17 protein-coding genes and 1 riboswitch are annotated in these 19,402 nt (G+C 49.7%); of the genes, 16 read left to right on the top strand and 1 reads right to left on the bottom strand.

The features are described 5' to 3' along the window. The 6 genes from BUB68_RS09380 to BUB68_RS09355 all read left to right on the top strand — a co-directional run. Positions 1-235: zinc ribbon domain-containing protein (locus BUB68_RS09380; protein WP_143188143.1), on the top strand; the 235-nt coding region annotated here is incomplete at its 5' end. A 172-nt stretch (positions 236-407) separates the two neighbouring features. Then, on the top strand, positions 408-998 hold the full coding sequence (locus BUB68_RS09375) for an ATPase, T2SS/T4P/T4SS family (RefSeq protein WP_143188141.1): 591 nt from the start codon (positions 408-410) through the stop codon (positions 996-998). A gap of 412 nt (positions 999-1,410) precedes the next feature. Next, positions 1,411-1,644 carry a hypothetical protein gene (locus BUB68_RS09370; protein ID WP_143188139.1) on the top strand — a complete coding sequence of 78 codons (234 nt, stop codon included), beginning with the start codon at positions 1,411-1,413 and terminating at the stop codon, positions 1,642-1,644. A gap of 417 nt (positions 1,645-2,061) precedes the next feature. Continuing rightward, positions 2,062-3,495 (top strand): hypothetical protein, encoded by a 1,434-nt coding sequence (locus BUB68_RS09365; RefSeq protein WP_073090514.1) that lies wholly within the window; start codon positions 2,062-2,064, stop codon positions 3,493-3,495. A gap of 173 nt (positions 3,496-3,668) precedes the next feature. After that, complete coding sequence (locus BUB68_RS09360; protein WP_073090511.1) at positions 3,669-4,724, top strand: type IV pilus twitching motility protein PilT; 1,056 nt, start codon at positions 3,669-3,671, stop codon at positions 4,722-4,724. Beyond that, complete coding sequence (locus BUB68_RS09355; protein ID WP_073090508.1) at positions 4,721-5,944, top strand: type II secretion system F family protein; 1,224 nt, start codon at positions 4,721-4,723, stop codon at positions 5,942-5,944. The genes BUB68_RS09360 and BUB68_RS09355 overlap by 4 nt, the downstream gene beginning before the upstream one ends. Positions 5,945-5,999: 55 nt before the next feature. On the opposite strand, the gene nadE is transcribed toward BUB68_RS09355, so the two are convergent. Then, positions 6,000-7,892, bottom strand: coding sequence for an NAD(+) synthase (gene nadE, locus BUB68_RS09350; protein ID WP_073090498.1), 1,893 nt, complete (start codon positions 7,890-7,892; stop codon positions 6,000-6,002). 244 nt (positions 7,893-8,136) lie between these two features. Between nadE and hisF the strand changes: the two genes are divergently transcribed. The 10 genes from hisF (at position 8,137) to scpA (ending at position 19,399) form a co-directional block, all read left to right on the top strand. Next, positions 8,137-8,907, top strand: coding sequence for an imidazole glycerol phosphate synthase subunit HisF (gene hisF, locus BUB68_RS09345; protein WP_073090496.1), 771 nt, complete (start codon positions 8,137-8,139; stop codon positions 8,905-8,907). Then, positions 8,907-9,614, top strand: coding sequence for a bifunctional phosphoribosyl-AMP cyclohydrolase/phosphoribosyl-ATP diphosphatase HisIE (gene hisIE / locus BUB68_RS09340; RefSeq protein WP_073090495.1), 708 nt, complete (start codon positions 8,907-8,909; stop codon positions 9,612-9,614). Before hisF ends, hisIE begins: the two co-directional genes overlap by 1 nt. A gap of 254 nt (positions 9,615-9,868) precedes the next feature. Next, positions 9,869-11,467, top strand: coding sequence for a ribonuclease J (locus tag BUB68_RS09335; protein WP_256625855.1), 1,599 nt, complete (start codon positions 9,869-9,871; stop codon positions 11,465-11,467). Between the two features lie 177 nt (positions 11,468-11,644). After that, positions 11,645-11,851 carry a hypothetical protein gene (locus tag BUB68_RS09330; RefSeq protein WP_073090490.1) on the top strand — a complete coding sequence of 69 codons (207 nt, stop codon included), beginning with the start codon at positions 11,645-11,647 and terminating at the stop codon, positions 11,849-11,851. 26 nt (positions 11,852-11,877) lie between these two features. Then, positions 11,878-12,144 (top strand): DUF1294 domain-containing protein, encoded by a 267-nt coding sequence (locus BUB68_RS09325; protein WP_073090536.1) that lies wholly within the window; start codon positions 11,878-11,880, stop codon positions 12,142-12,144. Between the two features lie 176 nt (positions 12,145-12,320). Then, positions 12,321-13,307, top strand: a complete 987-nt coding sequence (locus BUB68_RS09320) for a dihydroxyacetone kinase subunit DhaK (protein ID WP_073090488.1) — start codon at positions 12,321-12,323, stop codon at positions 13,305-13,307. Between the two features lie 15 nt (positions 13,308-13,322). Continuing rightward, positions 13,323-13,976: a dihydroxyacetone kinase subunit DhaL gene (gene dhaL / locus BUB68_RS09315; protein WP_073090485.1), complete on the top strand. Its 654-nt coding sequence runs from the start codon at positions 13,323-13,325 to the stop codon at positions 13,974-13,976. Positions 13,977-14,006: 30 nt separating this feature from the next. Then, positions 14,007-14,561 (top strand): hypothetical protein, encoded by a 555-nt coding sequence (locus BUB68_RS09310; protein ID WP_073090483.1) that lies wholly within the window; start codon positions 14,007-14,009, stop codon positions 14,559-14,561. Between the two features lie 96 nt (positions 14,562-14,657). Next, positions 14,658-14,841, top strand: a riboswitch (cobalamin riboswitch). A gap of 182 nt (positions 14,842-15,023) precedes the next feature. Next, positions 15,024-17,198 (top strand): methylmalonyl-CoA mutase family protein, encoded by a 2,175-nt coding sequence (locus tag BUB68_RS09305; RefSeq protein ID WP_073090481.1) that lies wholly within the window; start codon positions 15,024-15,026, stop codon positions 17,196-17,198. Next, positions 17,198-19,399 carry a methylmalonyl-CoA mutase gene (gene scpA, locus BUB68_RS09300; protein WP_073090478.1) on the top strand — a complete coding sequence of 734 codons (2,202 nt, stop codon included), beginning with the start codon at positions 17,198-17,200 and terminating at the stop codon, positions 19,397-19,399. Before BUB68_RS09305 ends, scpA begins: the two co-directional genes overlap by 1 nt. Positions 19,400-19,402 lie beyond the last annotated feature (3 nt).

Here is a 19,402-nt window from a genome sequence, read left to right as displayed (position 1 = left end):
GAATATGTTCACGAATATGCTGGAATATAAACTTGCATGGCAAGGGAAACAGCTTGTCAAGATAGACAAATGGTATCCCAGCAGCCAGTTGTGCCATGTTTGCGGCTACCAAAATAATGAAACCAGAGACTTATCAGTGCGGGAGTGGGATTGCCCTAAGTGTGGTAGTCACCATAACCGTGACAAGAACGCCGCAATAAACATTCGAGAAGAAGCTAGGCGGATATCTGCCTGACGTAACTCATAAAATACCGTGGGTCGCACGGGAATCTACGCCTGTGGAGAGAGTATAAGTCGCCGCAACTCTTCGGAGTATGCAGTGCTGTTCTCGTTGAGGCAGGAAGCTCCCGCCTCTATAGGCGGGGATACGTTCACTTATATATGGAGAGACCATGAGGTGACAGGTTATGGATGATGATGCCGATTGGCAAGAACTTATCAGCAGGGCAATCGAAAGTGAAGCGTCCGATATCCATCTGACCGTTGGCCAGCGGCCGCATATGCGATGTGACGGGATCTTGCAGATCGTGGACAGCCGCCCATTGACGGAGGCGTTTATGTCAGGGTTATGTTCGGTCATGATGAGTGATATCCAGCGGGAATGGCTGGCAAGGGTGTGTGACATCGATTTTTCCTGGACGTATGCTGGTCGGCGCTTCCGCGTCAATGCTTATCGCCAGCAAGGCTATCCGGCCCTTACTCTCCGCCTGCTGCCGGAGAGGATTCCGAGCCTTGCAGGAATCGGTGCGCCGCAGGCATGGCAGAAGATGAAGGAGCTGGATCAGGGGCTGATCCTGGTCTGCGGGCGGACAGGGTCGGGCAAAACCACGACTTTGGCGGCATTTATTGAGGAGCTCAACCAGGAGAAGGCATATCATCACCTTGGAAGAAATCAGCACCAAAGATATGATACAAACGTACGAAGTGCCTCGAAGCCTTGTAATATAAGGGCTTCGGGGCTTTTTTCTTTGGGGTGTAATCTTTGTAAGTGGTCCTGAGACTTTATGGTTCTAGGCAATTATGGTATAATTCAACCAAGAGGAAGGAGTCGAGTCATGTCGGGAACAGGTGAGCGCCTGCTCTTCATAATAAATTTTGAGGCGTAGACAACATTCTCAGAGTCAACCCTTAGATATATACTCAAGAGGAGGGGAGTTTTCTACGGTAGCAGGATGATTTCGGCACAGAAGGAAACAGAATTCACGGGCTCGTACTATAGCGATGTCAAGAAGGTATAATACTATATGGATTTGCACGGAGTCTCATACGGACAGGAGTGTCATAAATCACTAGCGCATGGCGGAGCGCTACCTGGTTGGCAAATACAAGTAGCCACAGGAGAATTATGATCTGCTCAACATAGTGATGGCCTACTTTGCTACAGGATCTGTGCGGAATAGGATGCTGTACATGTTGCAGGTTATATTACAGGCAATAATTAAGACTGCTGAAGAAAAAAGTGAGATTATTAGGAAGAAGTTTGATATTGAAGTCAGCGTCGAAATGAAAGAGGTGTTGAGAACTGTGTGCAACTTGAGCGAAGGTATTTATGAGCGTGGAATGGCGCATGGCATTGTGCAAGGGGAAGAAAACAAGACTGTAGAAATGAAAAAAGAACCTTTGGAAAAAAGGCATGGATGTTGAATTTGTCAAAGATGTTACTGGCTGGGCAGACAAACAGATAATGAAGGTTGTCAAGAAATGTAGTTATTAACGACTAGTAGCGCATGGTTTCAAGCCAGGTGATCTTCTTATAAGGAAATATACTGAGAGCATTACACTACATAGTGAGATAATATTCTTGCTTGACAAATAGAAAACAATAATATATAATAGCTATGGCGATTGGATAATCGTTGTATTTTAGCTTGGATAAGCAAAGGGGGATATCTTAGGGATCGGATGATCGAAGAGATATCTTGATGGCATTGGAATCTGGATAGATCTTGGGAGTATTTATGAATATAGGTGTATTTATTAATGCACTTTCAGGATCAACGATGTGTTGGTCTTTTTTTGTACTCCTATATCTTCCAGAGAAAATGAAAGGGGTAATTAATCATGGTAATGGAGAAAAAAGAATTTATCATTAGGATCGAGGGGAATTTTGGTCAGTTATCAACTGATACGATAACTAAGATCATGGGTAACATAAAGGCAAGAGATTTTGAAAAGATAATTTCACATCTTGATCTTGAAGCTAATCCTCGTGCATCAAAGATTTGTGCTGTGACGGATGCTATTCAGGATACGATTTCGAATTCTCCGCATCTTTTTCCTTTTAAGTCTAAAGGTGTATTATTGGCAACTTCTAACTATACGATGTTAGAACGTAATAGAATTCGTATTTCTATTGATGATCCATCGATTGAAGGTATTCTTGATGGTGGGCATAATACTTTGGCAATTGGGTTGGATATATTAAGAGCTGCTTATGATTATAATGATGAGAGGATTCCATGTAAAGTTAAAACGTGGAATGAGTTTAAGTCTGTTTGGAATAACTATAAAGACAAGATTGCCGAATATATAGAAGCAGATTCTAAAATGAAAAAGCCACATTTGGATTATATGATTCCTGTAGAGATCCATATTCCTACTGAATCGGATGATGAACGTTGCGTACGTTTATTCAAGGATCATTTGATAGAAATATGTGAATCCCGTAATAATAATGCAGAATTGCAACTTTCGGCAAAAGTTAATCAATATGGTTATTTTGATGATTTAAAGGCGGTTGTAAAACAGAAATACCCGAAGATTGCTGCTCGCATTGAGTGGAAAACAAATGATGGTGGAGCTGTAAAAGCTGATCGTATTGTAGCTTTATCGTGGATTCCTTTAAAACTTGTCGATCCAGTTCGAGAGTCGGAAGATTCAGAAAAAATAATCTCTCCTGCTAATTTGAATGTAACTAATATCTATAGTTCAAAAGGAATATGCATGTCCCAGTTTGAAAAACTGATGAGTTCACCAGATGTGACTGTTCATTCAGGGGATAATTATACCAAGATTTTATCAAATAATGAAGTGAAATCTGCTTTTGAGGTTGCTGCTGATCTTCCAGCTATCTACGATAAATTGTATGTATCATTTGGTGATTACTATAATCGTAATGGTGGCAAATTTGGAGGTATTACTGCCGTAAAGGCTAAGAATCTTAACAAAAAAGGTGACCGTATCAAGACGAAAAAGAAACCATTTAGCGGAGAGTCGATAGACATTGATGATAATGTGACTCCGGAAGGTTTCATAATGCCATTGATCTACGGCTTCCAAGCAATTATGGATCGTGTAGAGGTGAATGGCGAAATTAAGATTCAGTGGTCAGAAAATCCATGGAATTTTATTGAAACGAACATGGAAAGGATTGTCGGTAGATACAAAGGTATGCTCGAGACATGCGATTTTGATCCACAGAAGGTTGGTAAAACCGAACAGTGCTATATAACGGCATTAGATTCATTTAAAATGGCAAAAGCAGGTATTCTTTAATACTAAAATTAACTTTATGATTTTAGGAGCAGGTTAGTCTAATAATAACGGTAAAAAGCATCTTCACTTAAGTGAAGGTGCTTTTTAATATAGAATTTTTTTTACAAATGAAGGTTTTAGAATATTGATATAGAAGAATGATAGTCAGATATAAGAAAGCATGAGGTGATGATATGTGCGATGGTGTGACTTGGCAGACCTTAATAAGCACGGCCATAGAAACTGAGGCTTCAGATATACATCTGACAGTAGGGCAATGTCCGCATATGCGGTGTGATGGTATTCTGCAATCTATGGGTGGTGGCCAATTGACAGAGTCCTTCATGTCGGAACTTTGCTCAGTCATCCTGAATGATGCCCAACGGGAACGTCTGGCACATGAGCGGGATATCGACCTTTCATGGACCTTTGTGGGACGTCGGTTCCGGGTCAATGCCTACTACCAGCAGGGCTGGCTTGCCCTTGCTATCCGTCTGCTGCCGGAGAGGATTCCGAGCCTGGCGGAGCTGGGGGCGCCCAAGGCCTGGCAGAAGATAAAGGAATTTGATCAGGGGCTGGTGCTGGTCACCGGTAGGACTGGTTCTGGCAAGACCACGACCCTGGCCGCCTTCATTGAGGAGCTTAATCGGGAGAAAGCGTATCATATCATCACCTTGGAAGATCCCATTGAGTATGTATTTACGCCGGATAAGTGTTTTATCAGCCAGCGGGAAGCAGGTCAGGATTTTCATGATTTCGCCGCGGCACTGCGGGGGGCTTTGCGGGAGATGCCGGATGTGGTCCTGGTGGGGGAAATCCGTGACCGTGATACGATGTCTGTTGCACTTATGGCGGCGTCAGCGGGAATGTTGGTGTTAGGGACGTTGCATAGTGGCTGTGCTGCGGATGCCATCCTGCGTGTGGAAGGAATGTTCCCTCAGGAAGAGCGTGATGGTGTGCGCTCCCTGCTGGCCGAGGTTCTCAGAGGAATATTTGCTCAACGATTGCTGTCGGCGGCTGATGGTGGCCGGGTGGCTTTGTCGGAAGTGCTGTTGTCTGGTTCCTCTGTCAAGAGTCTGATTCGTCAGGGAAAATACAGTCAGCTGGCTTCGGTGATGCTCAGCAGCCAAAATCAGGGGATGCAGCCCTTTTCGGCAGCAGCGCGGAAGTTGCAGCTGGAAGGACGGCTTGATGCTGCAACCTGGGCAGGTTTGAATGCTCAGTTGCAGGCAGCTGGAGGTGCTTTATGAATTATCGTTATGAAGCCAGTAATCGTCAAGGGCAGATTTTCAAGGGGACGGTCTCGGCACCGAGCCGTCAGGAAGCTGCCCGGAAAATCAAACGGCAGGGGCTTTGGATTACGGCACTCTTGCGGGCGGAAGATGAGAAAGAAGCGGCAGGCAGGAAGGATTGGTGTCAGTATCTGATGACCCGCAAGGTGGATGATATGCAGATTGCGCTTTTCTGCCGTCAGCTGGCTGTGCTCCTGAGTGCCGGGATTCCGGTTCATGAGGGGCTCAAAGCTTTGTTGGCAGGAAGACGCGGGGAGCGTTATTCCCGCCTGTTGAATGGCCTTTATCAGCAGGTACTGCAGGGCAAATCTTTGGCGACGGCTATGGAGGCGAGTGGTAATTTTTCCCCGCGGATTGTTCAGTTGGTGGCCGCCGGGGAACAGGCTGGCACCTTGGAGGCTGTGTTCAGCCGGTTGGCGGATTTTTTGGCACAGGTCGTAACGGCCCGGGAACAGTTGAAGTCGGTGCTTCTTTATCCGGCTATTCTCGGACTGACGGCGCTGGGCATGCTCATTTTCATGGCGGTGTTTATCCTGCCGGCTTTTGCATCTATGCTGCAGAATCTGCAGGCAGAATTGCCCTGGCCCACCCGAGTGCTGCTGTCATTGGCGGATTTCTTGCAGGTTCATGGGGGAGATGCAATGGCCGGGGGCATTGTATTGGTTTTGGGGTTATTGCTGCTGGCCCGGCAGGCGCCCGTTATTTATCGTTATCATCAATTGGTGCTGTATTTGCCGATGGTGGGGGCTTTGGCGCGGAATTCGGCATGGTCGTTGCTTCTGGGGACTCTGGGAATGGTTCTGGAACAGGGGCTTCCTTTGCATCAGGCTATCAGGCTGGCGGCGCCTGTAGCCGGGAATCGCTATTTGGAACGGGAATTATTGCAGGTGCAGGCGAAGGTGGAGCAGGGCAGTGCTTTGATGGCTGCGCTTATCAGCTGTCCGGTCTTTCCGGCTATCCTGGTCGAAATGCTGGAGGCCGGAGAGGAAGCTGGAAAACTGGAAGTGATGTTGGCCAAGGCTGCGGCTTTCTGTCAGGTACAGGCCGAAAATGAATCCGCCCGCCTGCAGGCCTTAGCAGAGCCGGTGGCCATCTTTATCGTCGGCGGACTGGTGTTCTTTTTGGTGCTGGCTGTGATTATGCCGTTATTAAATACCATGGATGCACTTTCTATATGAATCGAGGTGAAAAAAGACTGTGCATAAGTGATATACACCTTGCACAGTCTTTTTATCATGCCTGTAATAATTTTTCTTTCAGTTGCCGGTATTTCAACGTATAGTAAGGGCCGTTCTGGGCTTCGCGATGGTCAAAGCCGTAGGCACGGCGGCTGATGGCGAGAATCGGCGGCGCCTGGATGCGCTTAGCTACGGCCATGCCCGTGAAGAGGTTCCACCAGCGCTCCAGATCAGCGATGAATTCCTGGGCTGTGGGGAAGTATTTTTTGACCAGGCCTGCTTCACAGCCGAGATGCTCTTCCAGCGTGCCGGCAGCATACCATTCGAGGATATCTTCCGGTGCGGCCTTCTGCCAGCGTTCGATAAAGGAACGGAAGAGGTAATCGTGGTAGGGATATTTCAGCGGATCGCCCTTGCCTTCATCGACATTCTGGGCCGAGGAGAGTTCGGCGCTGGGCACGATGTCGATGATGCCCTGCGGCACGACTTCCCGGCCATAGATCACATCGTTCATATAATGGGCCAATGCGTAGACCTGATGTTTCCAAAGGTCAGCCAAAGCGGCGAGGAAGCCAGACTGGTCACCGTATAGCGTCGAGTACCCAACGGTGGTCTCGGCTTTATTCGCATTGCAGGTGAAGCCACCGCCAAAAGCAGCTGCGGCACCTGCCAGCACTCGGGCACTGCGGTCACGGGCCTGGATGTTCTCGGTGACGAAGGAAGACACCGTAAGGTTCTGCGTAGAACCATCGGTCAGATCGGTGATGGGGGTAGTGGAAAGCTGTTCCACCGTATGGTCAACGGAGTGCTGGATGGGAACTACGGCATATTGACAGCCAAGATTATCGGCCAGCTGCTTGCTGAGCCCTTTGGTCGTAGCAGAGTTGAAGACGCTGGGCATATTGACGAGCAGCAGGTTTTCCGGCCCTACGATTTTGGCATAGAGGGCCGCGGCAACGGCAGAGTCGATGCCACCGGAGATGCCGATGACCACTTTCCTCATGTGGATATTTTTCAGGAAGTGGCCCACGCCGTAGTGCAAGGCTCGATAGATATGGGCAATATCTGGTTCCTTATCCTCGGACAGGGCCGGCAGCTGTTCCAGTTCTGTCAGGTCCACGATGGTGAGTTCTTCCTTATATTCCTCGCTCATGGCACAGACATCGCCTTTGCTATTGTAAGCCGTGCTGGCGCCGTCGAAGGTGTAGACGGTCTTGCCGTTGTTCTGCAGGCCGATGGCATTGACATAGAAGAGCGGCTTGCCTGCCCGCGCTGCTTGTTCGCCGAAAACGCGGTTGCGCTTGCCGTTTTTGCCCAGTGTATAGGGGGAGGCGGAAATATTGACAAAGAAATCAATGCTGCCATTTTCCAGCAATATCTCAAAGGGTTCTAAGGCATAGTTATCACTCCAGCCATCTTCGCAGAGCAGGCAGCCAACGCTGTATTCCTTTCCTTTGATGGTGATGTTGACGGGGGCAATCAGTTCAGCGGGGCTTTTGCCCTGTTCCAGAGCCAGCTGCTGCAGACTGTAGAAATGACGTGTATCGTCAAATTCCCGGTAGTTGGGCATCAGGGTTTTTATCACATATGGATAATCCTGCCCCGCAGGTGTGATCAGCTGGCCATTCTGAGCCGTGAAGAAGGCGTTATATTTGCGTACCCGGCCATCGTTATTGGTCTTTTCCCAGTCCATGGCGATGTTGCCGAACATGACGGTGATGTCCTGTGCTGCAGCAATGATTTCCCGGCCGTAGTGTTCACAGTCGGCAAGAAAACTGCTCTGTTCCCAGGTATCCCCAAGCAGGTAGCCGGGAACAGCCATTTCCGGGAAGATGATGATATCAGATTGTTCTTCTTTTGCCTGTTCAATCATGCGCAGCATGGTGGCGGTGTTTTTATCGGGATGCCCAGGGATGACTTCCATCTGGGCCATGGTGATTTTCAACAAGGTATTCACTCCTATATTTCAGCATTTCTCTTCAATAATACGCTATATCCGCAGACAAGTCAAAGGGGAGCGCAGATGGTTTGACAAGGATGTCTATGGTGAGTATAATTTAAATAGAAATATGTGAAAATTTCTGCATATTGGTTTTTATTTTTCGTGTGCATGTTGGTAAACTTGTAAACTAAAGCTGTTTATTGTAGAATAGTAGATGTTGAGTGTAAATGCTGTATGAGGATTTAACTATATGAGTACATCTACTTATACAAAGAGGATTATTCCATGTCTGGATGTCAAAGATGGACGCGTGGTCAAGGGTACGAATTTTGTGGGGCTGCGGGATGCCGGTGATCCGGTGGAGCTGGCAGCTCGTTATGACAAAGAGCGGGCCGATGAATTGGTGTTTCTGGATATTACGGCTTCCAGTGACAAGCGGGATACCATCGTGCAGGTGGCCCGGGATTGTGCCAGCCAGGTTTTCATTCCCTTTACCGTAGGCGGCGGTATCCGCACGGTGGAGGATATGCGCCGGATGCTGAAGGCTGGTGCCGACAAGGTTTCCGTGAATACGGCGGCTATCAAGAATCCTGAACTGATTCGTGAGGGGGCAGAAAAATTTGGCCGTCAGTGTATCGTGCTGGCGGTGGATGCCCGCCGCAGCGGCGAGGGAAAATGGGAAGTTTTTGTGAATGGCGGCCGTACGCCTACGGGACTGGATTGTCTGGAATGGATAAAGAAAGCCGTGGCCTTAGGTGCGGGGGAGATTCTCCTGACCAGTATGGATGCTGACGGTACGAAGGATGGTTATGATATAGCTCTGACAAGAGCTGTTTCGGAAGCGGTGGATGTCCCGGTTATCGCTTCCGGCGGTGCAGGCAAACTGGAGCATTTTTATGATGTGCTGACAGAGGGGAAAGCGGATGCAGTCCTGGCTGCTTCTGTGTTCCACTATGGCCAGTTTACGGTGCGTCAGGTTAAAGAATATCTAAAATCACGGGGCGTGGAGGTAAGATTCTGATGAATGAAATTGACATTTCCATGATTAATTTTGATGAGAACGGCTTGGTTCCGGCAATCGTACAGGAAGAGAATGGTCAGGTACTGATGTTGGCCTATATGAATGCTGCATCCCTGCAGAAAACCATTGAGACCGGCTATACCTGGTTCTACAGCCGCAGCCGCCAGCGTTTATGGAACAAGGGTGAAGAGTCCGGTAACAAACAGAAGGTACGGGAGATTTCCTATGACTGCGATGGCGATACCCTGCTGATCCGGGTACATCAGACCGGCGTGGCCTGCCACACCGGTACATATACCTGCTTCAGTGGCCGCAAGCTGGTGGAGGAGAAGGAAAAAGGCCTGATGGTGGTTGAACCGGAGGAAGAGACTTCTCTGACTACTGTGCTGAATGATCTGTACAATGTGATCCAGGATCGGCAGCTTAATCCGGTGGAAGGTTCCTATACGAATTATCTCTTTGAAAAGGGACAGGATAAGATACTCAAGAAGGTGGGCGAGGAAGCTGTAGAAACCGTCATTGCTTCCAAGAACAACAAGAGCAAGGAAGTGCTCTATGAAATGGGTGATCTCTGGTATCACTGCCTGGTGCTGCTGGCTTATCACAAGCTGACGCCTGATCAGTTGCTGGATGAACTCATGGGCCGCCGCAAAGGGGCTTCTTATCATAAGTTCACGGGTAAAACCGGGGTAAGGCCGGAAATGTAAGGGCATAATCGTCAAATATAAGGGGCATTTTTCGTCTTGAGGCGGGAAATGTCCCTTTTTTTCATTGCATTATGACATTTAGGATGATAAAATAGTAAGGAATGAATTGTTCGGACTTTGATTGCGCAGACGCAATGAAATAAAAATGCAATAAAGAGCAAGAAGACAACTGAATTATGGAGGTGTAATTTTTGGCAAAAGCACAAAAACTACAGATTATTCCCTTGGGCGGACTAGGGGAAATTGGGAAAAACATGACGGTCGTCCGGGTAGAGGACGAGATCCTGGTAATTGATTCCGGACTCATGTTTCCCGAGGAAGATATGCTTGGCGTGGATCTGGTAATCCCTGATATAAGCTATCTTTTGGAAAATCGCGAGATGATCAAAGCGATTGTCCTGACTCATGGACACGAGGATCATATCGGTGCCCTGCCCTATGTCCTGAAGCAGCTCAATGTGCCGGTTTACGGCACCCGTTTGACGCTGGGGATTTTGGAAGGTCGTCTCAAGGAAAATGGAGTGGATTCCAGCAATCTTCATTCGGTAATGCAAGGGGACATTATCAATGTTGGTTGCTTCAGCGTGGGATTTATTCGCGTGAACCATTCTATACCTGATGCGGTAGGCTTATCCATCAAGACTCCGGTGGGCATGATTGTCCATACGGGAGACTTCAAGCTGGATTATACGCCGATTGACGGGAAAATGACGGATTTCCGCCGTTTCTCGGAATTGGGGAATAAAGGGGTCCTGCTGATGATGGCTGATTCCACCAATGCCGAACGGGCCGGTCATACCCCTAGTGAGAGCACGGTGGGTGCATCCTTTGACAAGGCATTTCATGGTGCACGCAGCCGCATCATTGTGGCTACATTCTCTTCCAATGTGCATCGTATCCAGCAGGTCATTGACACGGCGATACGCTATAAGCGCAAGGTGGCAATTCTGGGACGCAGCATGGTCAATGTAGTGACGATATCGTTGGAGCTTGGTTATATTACCGCTCCGGAAGGAACTATAATTGATATTGATGAAATCAATAACTATCGCCCGGAACAAATCGTTATTGTCACTACTGGCAGTCAGGGTGAGCCTATGTCAGCGCTGACTCGCATGGCGTTGTCGGATCACCGCAAAGTCACGATCGTTCCGGATGATACGGTTATCATTTCGGCAACGCCGATTCCCGGCAATGAAAAATTGGTATCCAAGACCATCGATAATCTTATGCGTCTTGGCGCTAATGTGATCTATGGCCGGGATAAGGAAGTCCATGTATCCGGTCATGCCAGCCGGGAGGAATTGAAACTCATGCACAATCTGGTGCGTCCGAAGTTCTTTATTCCGGTGCATGGTGAATACCATCATTTGGTACAGCATGCGAAGCTGGCACAGGAGCTGGGCATGCCGAAAGACCATATCTTCTTGGGTGAGAACGGCTATGTGTTCGAATTTTCCCGTGACAAGGGGCAGGTAGCTGGTAAGGTTACTGCTGGCATGGTTATGGTAGACGGATTGGGTGTCGGCGATGTGGGCAATATCGTCTTACGCGATCGCCGCCAGTTATCCCAGGATGGTATCCTGATCATTGTGGTGGCTATGGACAGAGCGTCCAATACCGTAGTAGGCGGCCCCGATATTGTGTCCAGAGGTTTTGTCTATGTGCGTGAATCAGAAGCACTTATGGATGAGGCCCGTGCCCGGGTTGAGCAGGCTTTGGAGCGTTGTGAAGAAGAGGGCGTCAAGGAATGGGCGGCTATCAAAGCCAATGTCCGCGATGCGTTGGGCCGTTATCTGTTTGAGAAGACCCGTCGTCGTCCTATGATATTGCCAATCATTCAGGAAGTATGATAAAAATGTAATGAGAATCTCTGCATCGTCGTTGAGGGTGCAGGGATTTTTTTATAAGGCGGTGCAGTCCTTACAAGAAATTTTATGAGGAACTTGCATGGCCAGGCAGGAGTTTTGGCGCTTATATGGAATTCAGATATGGAGAGAGTGTATTCTGTGTAGGAGGAAGAGCGCGCCATGAAAGACTTGCATCGAGCTGTAGATGTTATGCATCATCCGTATCAATACTCAGATTCAGATTTGGAGAAAGCCTATGAAGATATTCAGGAGAGTCCTTTGAAAGAGATCTACAAGGAATACTATAAGAGATTGTATAAACGCATCCTGGATTGCAAAGAAAAGAATAAAGATGTGGTTGGGCAGATTGGCTATTTTGGTGGATAAGGATATTAAAGGATAAAATTATGAGCATGCACGAAATATTTTACTGGTATTTAGCAATAATCAATGCATTGGTCTTGGTGGTCTATGGCGGTGATAAGCTTTTTGCCAAGATGGACAGCTGGCGGGTGCCGGAGAAGATACTGATGTTGTTGGCTGTGTTGGGCGGAAGCATAGGGGCCTTGCTGGCTATGCAGATCTTTCGGCACAAGACCCGGCATTTGAAGTTCCGTTATGGTGTGCCGGTCATCTTGCTATTGCAGGTGGCGGGCTTGGTATACTTGCATTTTAATTGAAATCGTACTGCACATGGCAAAGCGCTGTGTGCAGTTTTTAGTTATGACATCATTCCTTTGAAAGCGAGAGGGATGATGTGGGGTAAAAACTTCCAGGTAAGCAGGAAATAATAGATCCTGGCACGAATAATGAACATTGATAAAATTCTGTCTGATATACACAATGAGGTGAGACTGTGAAGAAGTTCATCAACGAACCGGAAAAACTGGAAGCCGAGGTTGCACGAGGAATGGCCTTGTCGAAGCCGGGGATTCTCCGCCAGCTGCCGGGCTGCAATATCATGGTCAGGCAGAAGCTGAAAACGGACAGGGTAGCACTGGTTTTTGGTTGTGGCAGTGGTCATGAGCCGGCCCCCAGCGGGTATGTTGGTTATGGGATGCTGGATGCAGCGATTCCTGGCAAGATATTTTCTTCGCCCACGCCCGATATGATATTGAAAGCAATCAAGGAGGTCCAGAATGAGGCGGGTGTGCTCTGCATTATCGTGAATTATACCGGCGATGTGCTGAATTTCCGTATGGCTATGGAATTGGCACAAATGGAAGGCATTGCAGTGGAGTCCGTTGTCATTGCCGATGATGTGGCTACGCAGAAGCATAAATCTGTGGGGCGGCGAGGCTTGGCAGGTGTGGTGCTGATCATGAAGCTGGCCGGTGCTGAGGCAGAGATGGGCACAGATCTCTATGGTGTGAAGAAAGTGGCGGAGTGGGCAGCTGCGGGTTTGCGTACTGTGGGAGTTGCCTGTCGTCCATGTATCATTCCTGCGGATGGAGAGCCCAGTTTTGAACTGGGTGAGCAAGAAATGGAGATTGGCATGGGGCTGCATGGAGAGCCGGGAGTTGTGCGCTGTGAGATGATGAATGCCAGAGACACGGCACGGCAGATGCTCGAACTCATCCTGCTGGATTGCAATTATGAGAGCAGTGAAGTGGTAGTGCTGATCAATGGCTTGGGCGGCACTCCTCTGATGGAACTTTATGTAATCAATGAATTTGTGCATGAATACCTGGCTGAGCAGGGGATTGTAATCTACGATACGATGATTGGCAATTACATGACTTCCATGGAAATGGGTGGTTTTTCCATTAGTCTGTTGCGGCTTGATCCGCATCTGAAGGCGCTTTATGACGCAATAGCGATAACGCCCATCATCAGGCGTTGAAGGGGGACGTCCGCTATGTTTGGAAAAGAATATATGCTTGAGTCCCTGGCTGCTATCAGCAAGGATATCATTGAGCATGAGGAATACTTGAATCATTTGGACAATGTCATCGGTGATGGCGACCATGGCACGAATATGGCCAGATTTGCCCGTATTATCCTGCAGGATTTGCCGGATCTAGCAGAGTCGGAAGAGCATCTGGGTGAAGTCCTCCGGCATGTGGGCATGCGTTGCATCACGGAAATCGGTGGTTCGGCCGGGCCGTTGTTTGGCAAATTCTATCTGCAGGCAGGTATGATCGAGATTGACAATCTCGATATGGAAGAAGCAAATCTTGTGGCAGCTTTTGAGGAAGGTACCATGGGGGTGGCAAATATCGGTAAGAGCAGCGAAGGCGAAAAGACGATGCTCGATGCCCTGTTTCCTGCAGTCAGGGCAATGCAACAGGCTTTGGAAGAAGGAAAAGGCTTTACCGAAATCCTTCAGGCAGGAGCTGAAGCTGCTGAAGAAGGCGTAGAGTATACGAAGACGATTCAAGCCAGCAAAGGCAGAGCTGCCTATATAGGTGTGCGAAGCATCGGCCATCAGGATCCGGGGGCAACCACGGTCTGGTTGATGCTGCAATCAATGTATAGGGTGGCTGTGGCAAGACGTGCAGAATGCGAGTAGGATGATAGATAATCTGCTGAGGTGATAACCATGGATAGAAATGCAGTGGAACGTGCCCGGGGCTGTATGACGGCTGCGGGGTTATTCTTTCAGGTGGGCGCAGAGGATATTTCTCAGGCAATCGATCTGGGACTGCGGACCGATACGGACCCGGTTGAGCTTTATGAGTTCTGTAATCAGCGGAATACAGCAGACAAGAGTGTCTTGGCTATGGCAGCCTTGATCATTTTCTTTCTGGTCAGGGATGGCGTGAAGATGAAAAAAGCCTGCATGTCAGCATGGCAGGTAGCGGATAAATTCCATGATCCCATCATTCAGGCGATTTCCAATGCACTGACAGCGGCAGAAAAACCAAAACGTCGCGGCAAATTAGTGGCGGGGTTCCTGACTTCTCAAAATCTGCAGGACAAGCTCAGTCTGGCCATTTATCTGAATATGGCCATTGCAGAGGATTCTTTTCATGCTCGCATGAATGAGCTGCGCAAGCAGCCTGATAATGAAACACGCATCATGGGAGCTGCTTTTGCAGGCGCAATCTATGGATTGCAGGAAGTGAATGCTGAAGGAAAACTGAAGAAGAAATGATTTTTGATTATGTTTTTGCGTATTGTTGTTTAAAGTTTATTATTTACAGATTTTCTTGACAAATGAAATAATTAGTATTAATATTAGCATTAGATTTAAATATTTTTGGGAACAGGTGTCCTACGGACTTAATAGGGAATCCGGTATAAGCCGGAGCGGTCCCGCCACTGTAAGGTGGAGTCCTGCACAATATGTCACTGGGGTAGATAAGCGTACCTTGGGAAGGCGATGCAGGATGATGAAACCGAGCCAGGAGAACTGCCTGTTCTGGCATCACCGTGACTCTCTTTCAGAGTCGTGCCTGCGAGCGATGGGTAGGGGATTGAATCTAGTGTGGGGTATTCAGGCCTGCGGCTTTTGTCGTGTGGTTCTGTTAGCACGATTATTAGACGGCAATCTTTTTGCATTCGCGAAAAGGTTGCCGTTTTTTGTGCATATCCCAAAAAAAGAGGAGGCTGTGCTATGAGTAACGAAACCGGTGGCGAGCTGGATCTGCAGGCTATCTTGAAGAAAGCCGAGCAGCAGACAGACTTTCCCGATGTGCCTTTGGACGAGTTTACCCCGCCCACTTATGAGGAGTGGAAGGAAGCCTGTATCGCCCTCTTGAAGGGAGCGCCCTTTGAGAAAAAAATGTACACCAAGACCTATGAGGGCATTACCTTTGATCCCATGTATTTCCGCAAGGATACCGAAGATATCCTGCCGAAAAATTCCTTCCCAGGGATGGATGATTTCCTGCGTGGTGCCCAGCCCAGCGGATATCTGGGAAAACCCTGGGGGATAGCGCAGGCCTGTGATGAGACCATGCCCGCAGAAAACAATGAGCTGCTGCGTCATGAGCAGGAGAAAGGTTCTACCATCTATCATATCAAGCTGGACAGTGCCAGCCTGAAGGCTCAGGATGTGCGCACAGCAGCGGCTCCTGGGGATGAGGGCGTTTCGGTAACTACTCTGGATGATATGCACACCTTGCTCAATGGTTTGAAACTCGATAAATATCCGCTGTACCTTTATGCCGGGGAATCGGCCTTGCCGATGCTTTCCCTGTTTGCCGGTGCCTTGAAGGCCTCGGGGCAGGATCTGGCGAAAGTACGGGGCATTGTGGGGGCTGATCCCTTAGGGGAGCTGACTGCTGGTGGCAAGAATACTAAAGCCATCGCCAGCCTCTATGATGAGATGGCTCAATGTGCCAAATGGGCGATTTCGAATGCTCCAGGACTGAAGACCGTGTTCGTACGCAGTGATGTCTATAGCCGGGGTGGGGCCAATGATGTGCAGGAATCGGCTTATACTCTGGCCACTGCTGTAGCTTATCTGCGGGCTATGCTGGAACGGGGCCTCTCGATTGAAGAAGCTGCTGGCCAGATCATGTTTGGCTTCTCCATGGGAGCCAACTTCTTCCTGCAGATTGCCAAGCTCCGTGCCCTGCGTCCGCTTTGGGCACAGATCGTGGAGGCCTTCGGCGGCAGCAAGGAGGCCCAGCGCATGCATATCCATGCCCGCCCGGCCCTGTTCTTCAAGACGGTCTATGACCCCTATGTCAACATGCTTAGGAATACTACGGAAATCTTCTCCGGCGTTGTGGGTGGTGTGGATTCCTTTGAAAGCTCGCCTTTTGATGAGCCTATCCGCAAAGGGGATGAATTCTCCCGCCGCATTGCCCGCAATGTGCAGATCATCCTGCAGGAAGAATTCGGACTGTTGCAGCCCATTGATCCGGCAGGCGGTTCCTGGGCCGTGGAAACATTGACCAAACAGATGAAGGAAAAGATCTGGGCCGAATTCCAGGCCATCGAAGGCAAGGGCGGCATGCTGAAAGCTCTGCAGGAAGGTTATCCGCAAAGTGAGATTGCCACGATTCTCGCGGAGCGCTTCAAGGCTTCGGAAACCCGCAAGGACAGGATCGTGGGCAACAACATGTATCCGAATATGACGGAAACCCTGCTGGATCCGCGTCCTGAAGATATGGCTGAGAATAAGAAACAGCGTACGGACCAGGTAGAGGAATATCTGGCCGATATAGATGAGACATTCAAGGCTGAGAAACTGGCGGCGCTGAAAACTGCTGCCAGCGTTGACGCAGCCATTGAAGCGGCTCAGGCCGGCGCAACTACCGCAGAGATCGCTGCGGCTTTTGCCGGGGCGAACAGTGAGGAAGTCACGGCCATTGCTCCCCATCGCTGGAGTGAGCGCTTTGAAGCCTTGCGTAAGCTGACGGAGGATTACAAGGCCGAACATCACGATAATGTCCGGATCTTCCTGGCCAATATGGGGCCTATCCCGCAGCACAAGGCCAGAGCGGACTTCACCACGGGTTTCCTGCAGGTTGGTGCCTTTGAGGTGCTGACCAACAACGGTTTCCCCACGGTGGACGAAGCGGCGGCTGCCGCCAAGGAATCCGGGGCCGATGCAGTGGTTATCTGCTCCACGGATGCTACTTATCCTGAAATCGTGCCGGAGCTGGCACCGAAGCTCCATGAGGTATTGCCTGAGGCCACGGTATTCCTGGCTGGAGCAGCACCGAAGGATTTGCTTGAAACCTATAATGAAGCGGGCATTGATGAATATATCTCCGTCAAGGCCAACTGCTATAAGATCCTGCAGCTCCTGCAGAAGAAGAAAGGGATGATTGCATAATGGGAAGCTTTACGAACCCTGACTTTACCAATATGAGCCTGCGGGAACCTACGGGGGCTGACGTCAAAGAGTGGGAAAAACTCTTCAGCGCTCAGGCCGGTGCAGATTTCGATGCTTATACCCGCCGCACCATGGAACATATTCCGGTAAAGCCGTTATATAACCATGACGAATACGACCATATGAACCATCTGGATTTTGCCAGCGGCATTCCGCCCTGTTTGCGTGGGCCGTACTCCACCATGTACGTGTTCCGGCCTTGGACAGTACGCCAGTACGCCGGTTTCTCCACGGCAGAGGAATCCAATGCATTCTATCGCCGCAACCTGGCCGCCGGCCAGAAAGGCCTCTCCATTGCCTTTGACCTGCCGACGCACCGCGGCTATGATGCGGACAATCCGCGTGTTGTGGGCGATGTGGGGAAGGCAGGCGTGTCGGTCTGCTCCATGCTCGATATGAATATCCTGTTCTCGGGGATTCCCCTTGACCAGATGTCTGTATCCATGACCATGAACGGCGCCGTGCTGCCGATTCTCGCCTTCTTTATCCAGTCCGGTGTCGAACAGGGCGTGGATAAGAAAATCATGGCGGGCACCATCCAGAACGATATCCTGAAAGAGTTCATGGTGCGTAATACCTATATCTATCCGCCGGAAATGTCCATGCGTATCATCGGCGATATCTTTGAATACACGACGAAATACATGCCGAAGTTCAACAGCATTTCCATTTCCGGTTACCATATGCAGGAGGCCGGAGCTCCGGCAGATATCGAATTGGGTTACACGCTGGCTGATGGCCTTGAATATATCCGCACGGGTATCAATGCCGGCCTGCCGGTCGATGCCTTCGCTAAGCGTTTGTCCTTCTTCTGGGCTATCGGCAAGAATTACTTCATGGAAGTGGCCAAGATGCGGGCGGCCCGTGTGCTCTGGGCGAAAATCGTCAAATCCTTTGGCGCCAAGGAGCCAAAGTCTATGGCACTTCGTACCCATTGCCAGACTTCGGGCTGGTCGCTTACGGCACAGGACCCGTTCAACAATATCTCTCGTACGGCGATGGAGGCCATGGGTGCGGCGCTCGGCCATACTCAGTCCCTGCATACCAACGCCCTGGACGAGGCCATTGCTCTGCCGACGGATTTCTCGGCACGCATTGCCCGCAATACGCAGCTTTATATTCAGGACGAGACCAAGGTCTGCAAGATCATCGATCCCTGGGGCGGTTCCTATTATGTGGAGGCACTTACCAACGAAATCATCCGTCGTGCCTGGGCGCATATTCAGGAAGTCGAAGCTTTGGGGGGCATGGCCAAGGCCATCTCTACCGGCTTGCCCAAGATGCGCATCGAGGAAGCGGCAGCACGCCGTCAGGCGCAGATCGATTCGGGCAACGAGACAATCGTGGGCCTTAACAAGTATCGCCTCGAAAAGGAAGATCCGTTGGAAATCCTGGCCATCGACAACACCGCCGTGCGCAATGCACAGGTGGAACGCCTCGAAAAATTGCGGCGTGAACGCAATGATGATGATGTGCGCCGGGCTCTCGAGGCTATCACCAAAGCAGCTGACAGCCGTGACAACGGCAACCTGCTGGAATGCGCCGTGGAAGCTGCCCGGGTGCGTGCATCGCTGGGCGAGATCTCCGACGCTGTGGAAAAGGTTTCTGGCCGCTATCAGGCGGTTATACATACCATTTCGGGAGTCTATTCTTCCGAGTTCACCGACAAGACCGAGTTGGATAAGGCTCGGGCTATGGCTGACGAGTTCGAAGAACTCACCGGCCGCCGTCCCCGTATCTTTGTAGCCAAGATGGGGCAGGACGGTCACGACCGCGGTCAGAAAGTTATTGCATCGTCCTTCGCCGATATGGGCTGGGACGTTGATGTGGGCCCGCTGTTCCAGACACCGGAGGAAACGGCACAGGATGCTGTGGATAACGATGTGCATATGGTGGGCTTCAGTTCACTGGCAGCGGGGCATAACACCCTCCTGCCCCAGCTGGTGGACGAACTCAAGAAACTGGGCCGTGAGGACATCATGGTCTGCATCGGCGGTGTCATCCCCGTGCAGGATTATGACAACCTCTATAAACACGGCGCAGTAGCTATCTTTGCCCCGGGAACCAATATCCCTGAGGCTGGTATAAAGCTTTTGAACTTGCTGCTCGATCGGGCTAAAGAAGAACTGGCCGAGGAGTAAACA

Origin of the sequence: Pseudoselenomonas ruminantium, from assembly GCF_900142515.1 — a bacterium.
GTDB lineage: Bacteria > Bacillota > Negativicutes > Selenomonadales > Selenomonadaceae > Selenomonas_A > Selenomonas_A ruminantium_D.
This window is presented reverse-complemented; position numbering and strand designations above follow the sequence as displayed.

What these genes read in the sequence shown, in the direction of transcription:
- BUB68_RS09375 (WP_143188141.1), top strand. Translation starts at nt 408, where the DNA reads ATGGATGATGATGCCGATTGGCAAGAACTTATCAGCAGGGCAATCGAA.
- BUB68_RS09370 (WP_143188139.1), top strand. Translation starts at nt 1,411, where the DNA reads ATGTTGCAGGTTATATTACAGGCAATAATTAAGACTGCTGAAGAAAAA.
- BUB68_RS09365 (WP_073090514.1), top strand. Translation starts at nt 2,062, where the DNA reads ATGGTAATGGAGAAAAAAGAATTTATCATTAGGATCGAGGGGAATTTT.
- BUB68_RS09360 (WP_073090511.1), top strand. Translation starts at nt 3,669, where the DNA reads ATGTGCGATGGTGTGACTTGGCAGACCTTAATAAGCACGGCCATAGAA.
- BUB68_RS09355 (WP_073090508.1), top strand. Translation starts at nt 4,721, where the DNA reads ATGAATTATCGTTATGAAGCCAGTAATCGTCAAGGGCAGATTTTCAAG.
- hisF (WP_073090496.1), top strand. Translation starts at nt 8,137, where the DNA reads ATGAGTACATCTACTTATACAAAGAGGATTATTCCATGTCTGGATGTC.
- hisIE (WP_073090495.1), top strand. Translation starts at nt 8,907, where the DNA reads ATGAATGAAATTGACATTTCCATGATTAATTTTGATGAGAACGGCTTG.
- BUB68_RS09335 (WP_256625855.1), top strand. Translation starts at nt 9,869, where the DNA reads ATGACGGTCGTCCGGGTAGAGGACGAGATCCTGGTAATTGATTCCGGA.
- BUB68_RS09330 (WP_073090490.1), top strand. Translation starts at nt 11,645, where the DNA reads ATGAAAGACTTGCATCGAGCTGTAGATGTTATGCATCATCCGTATCAA.
- BUB68_RS09325 (WP_073090536.1), top strand. Translation starts at nt 11,878, where the DNA reads ATGCACGAAATATTTTACTGGTATTTAGCAATAATCAATGCATTGGTC.
- dhaL (WP_073090485.1), top strand. Translation starts at nt 13,323, where the DNA reads ATGTTTGGAAAAGAATATATGCTTGAGTCCCTGGCTGCTATCAGCAAG.
- BUB68_RS09310 (WP_073090483.1), top strand. Translation starts at nt 14,007, where the DNA reads ATGGATAGAAATGCAGTGGAACGTGCCCGGGGCTGTATGACGGCTGCG.
- BUB68_RS09305 (WP_073090481.1), top strand. Translation starts at nt 15,024, where the DNA reads ATGAGTAACGAAACCGGTGGCGAGCTGGATCTGCAGGCTATCTTGAAG.
- scpA (WP_073090478.1), top strand. Translation starts at nt 17,198, where the DNA reads ATGGGAAGCTTTACGAACCCTGACTTTACCAATATGAGCCTGCGGGAA.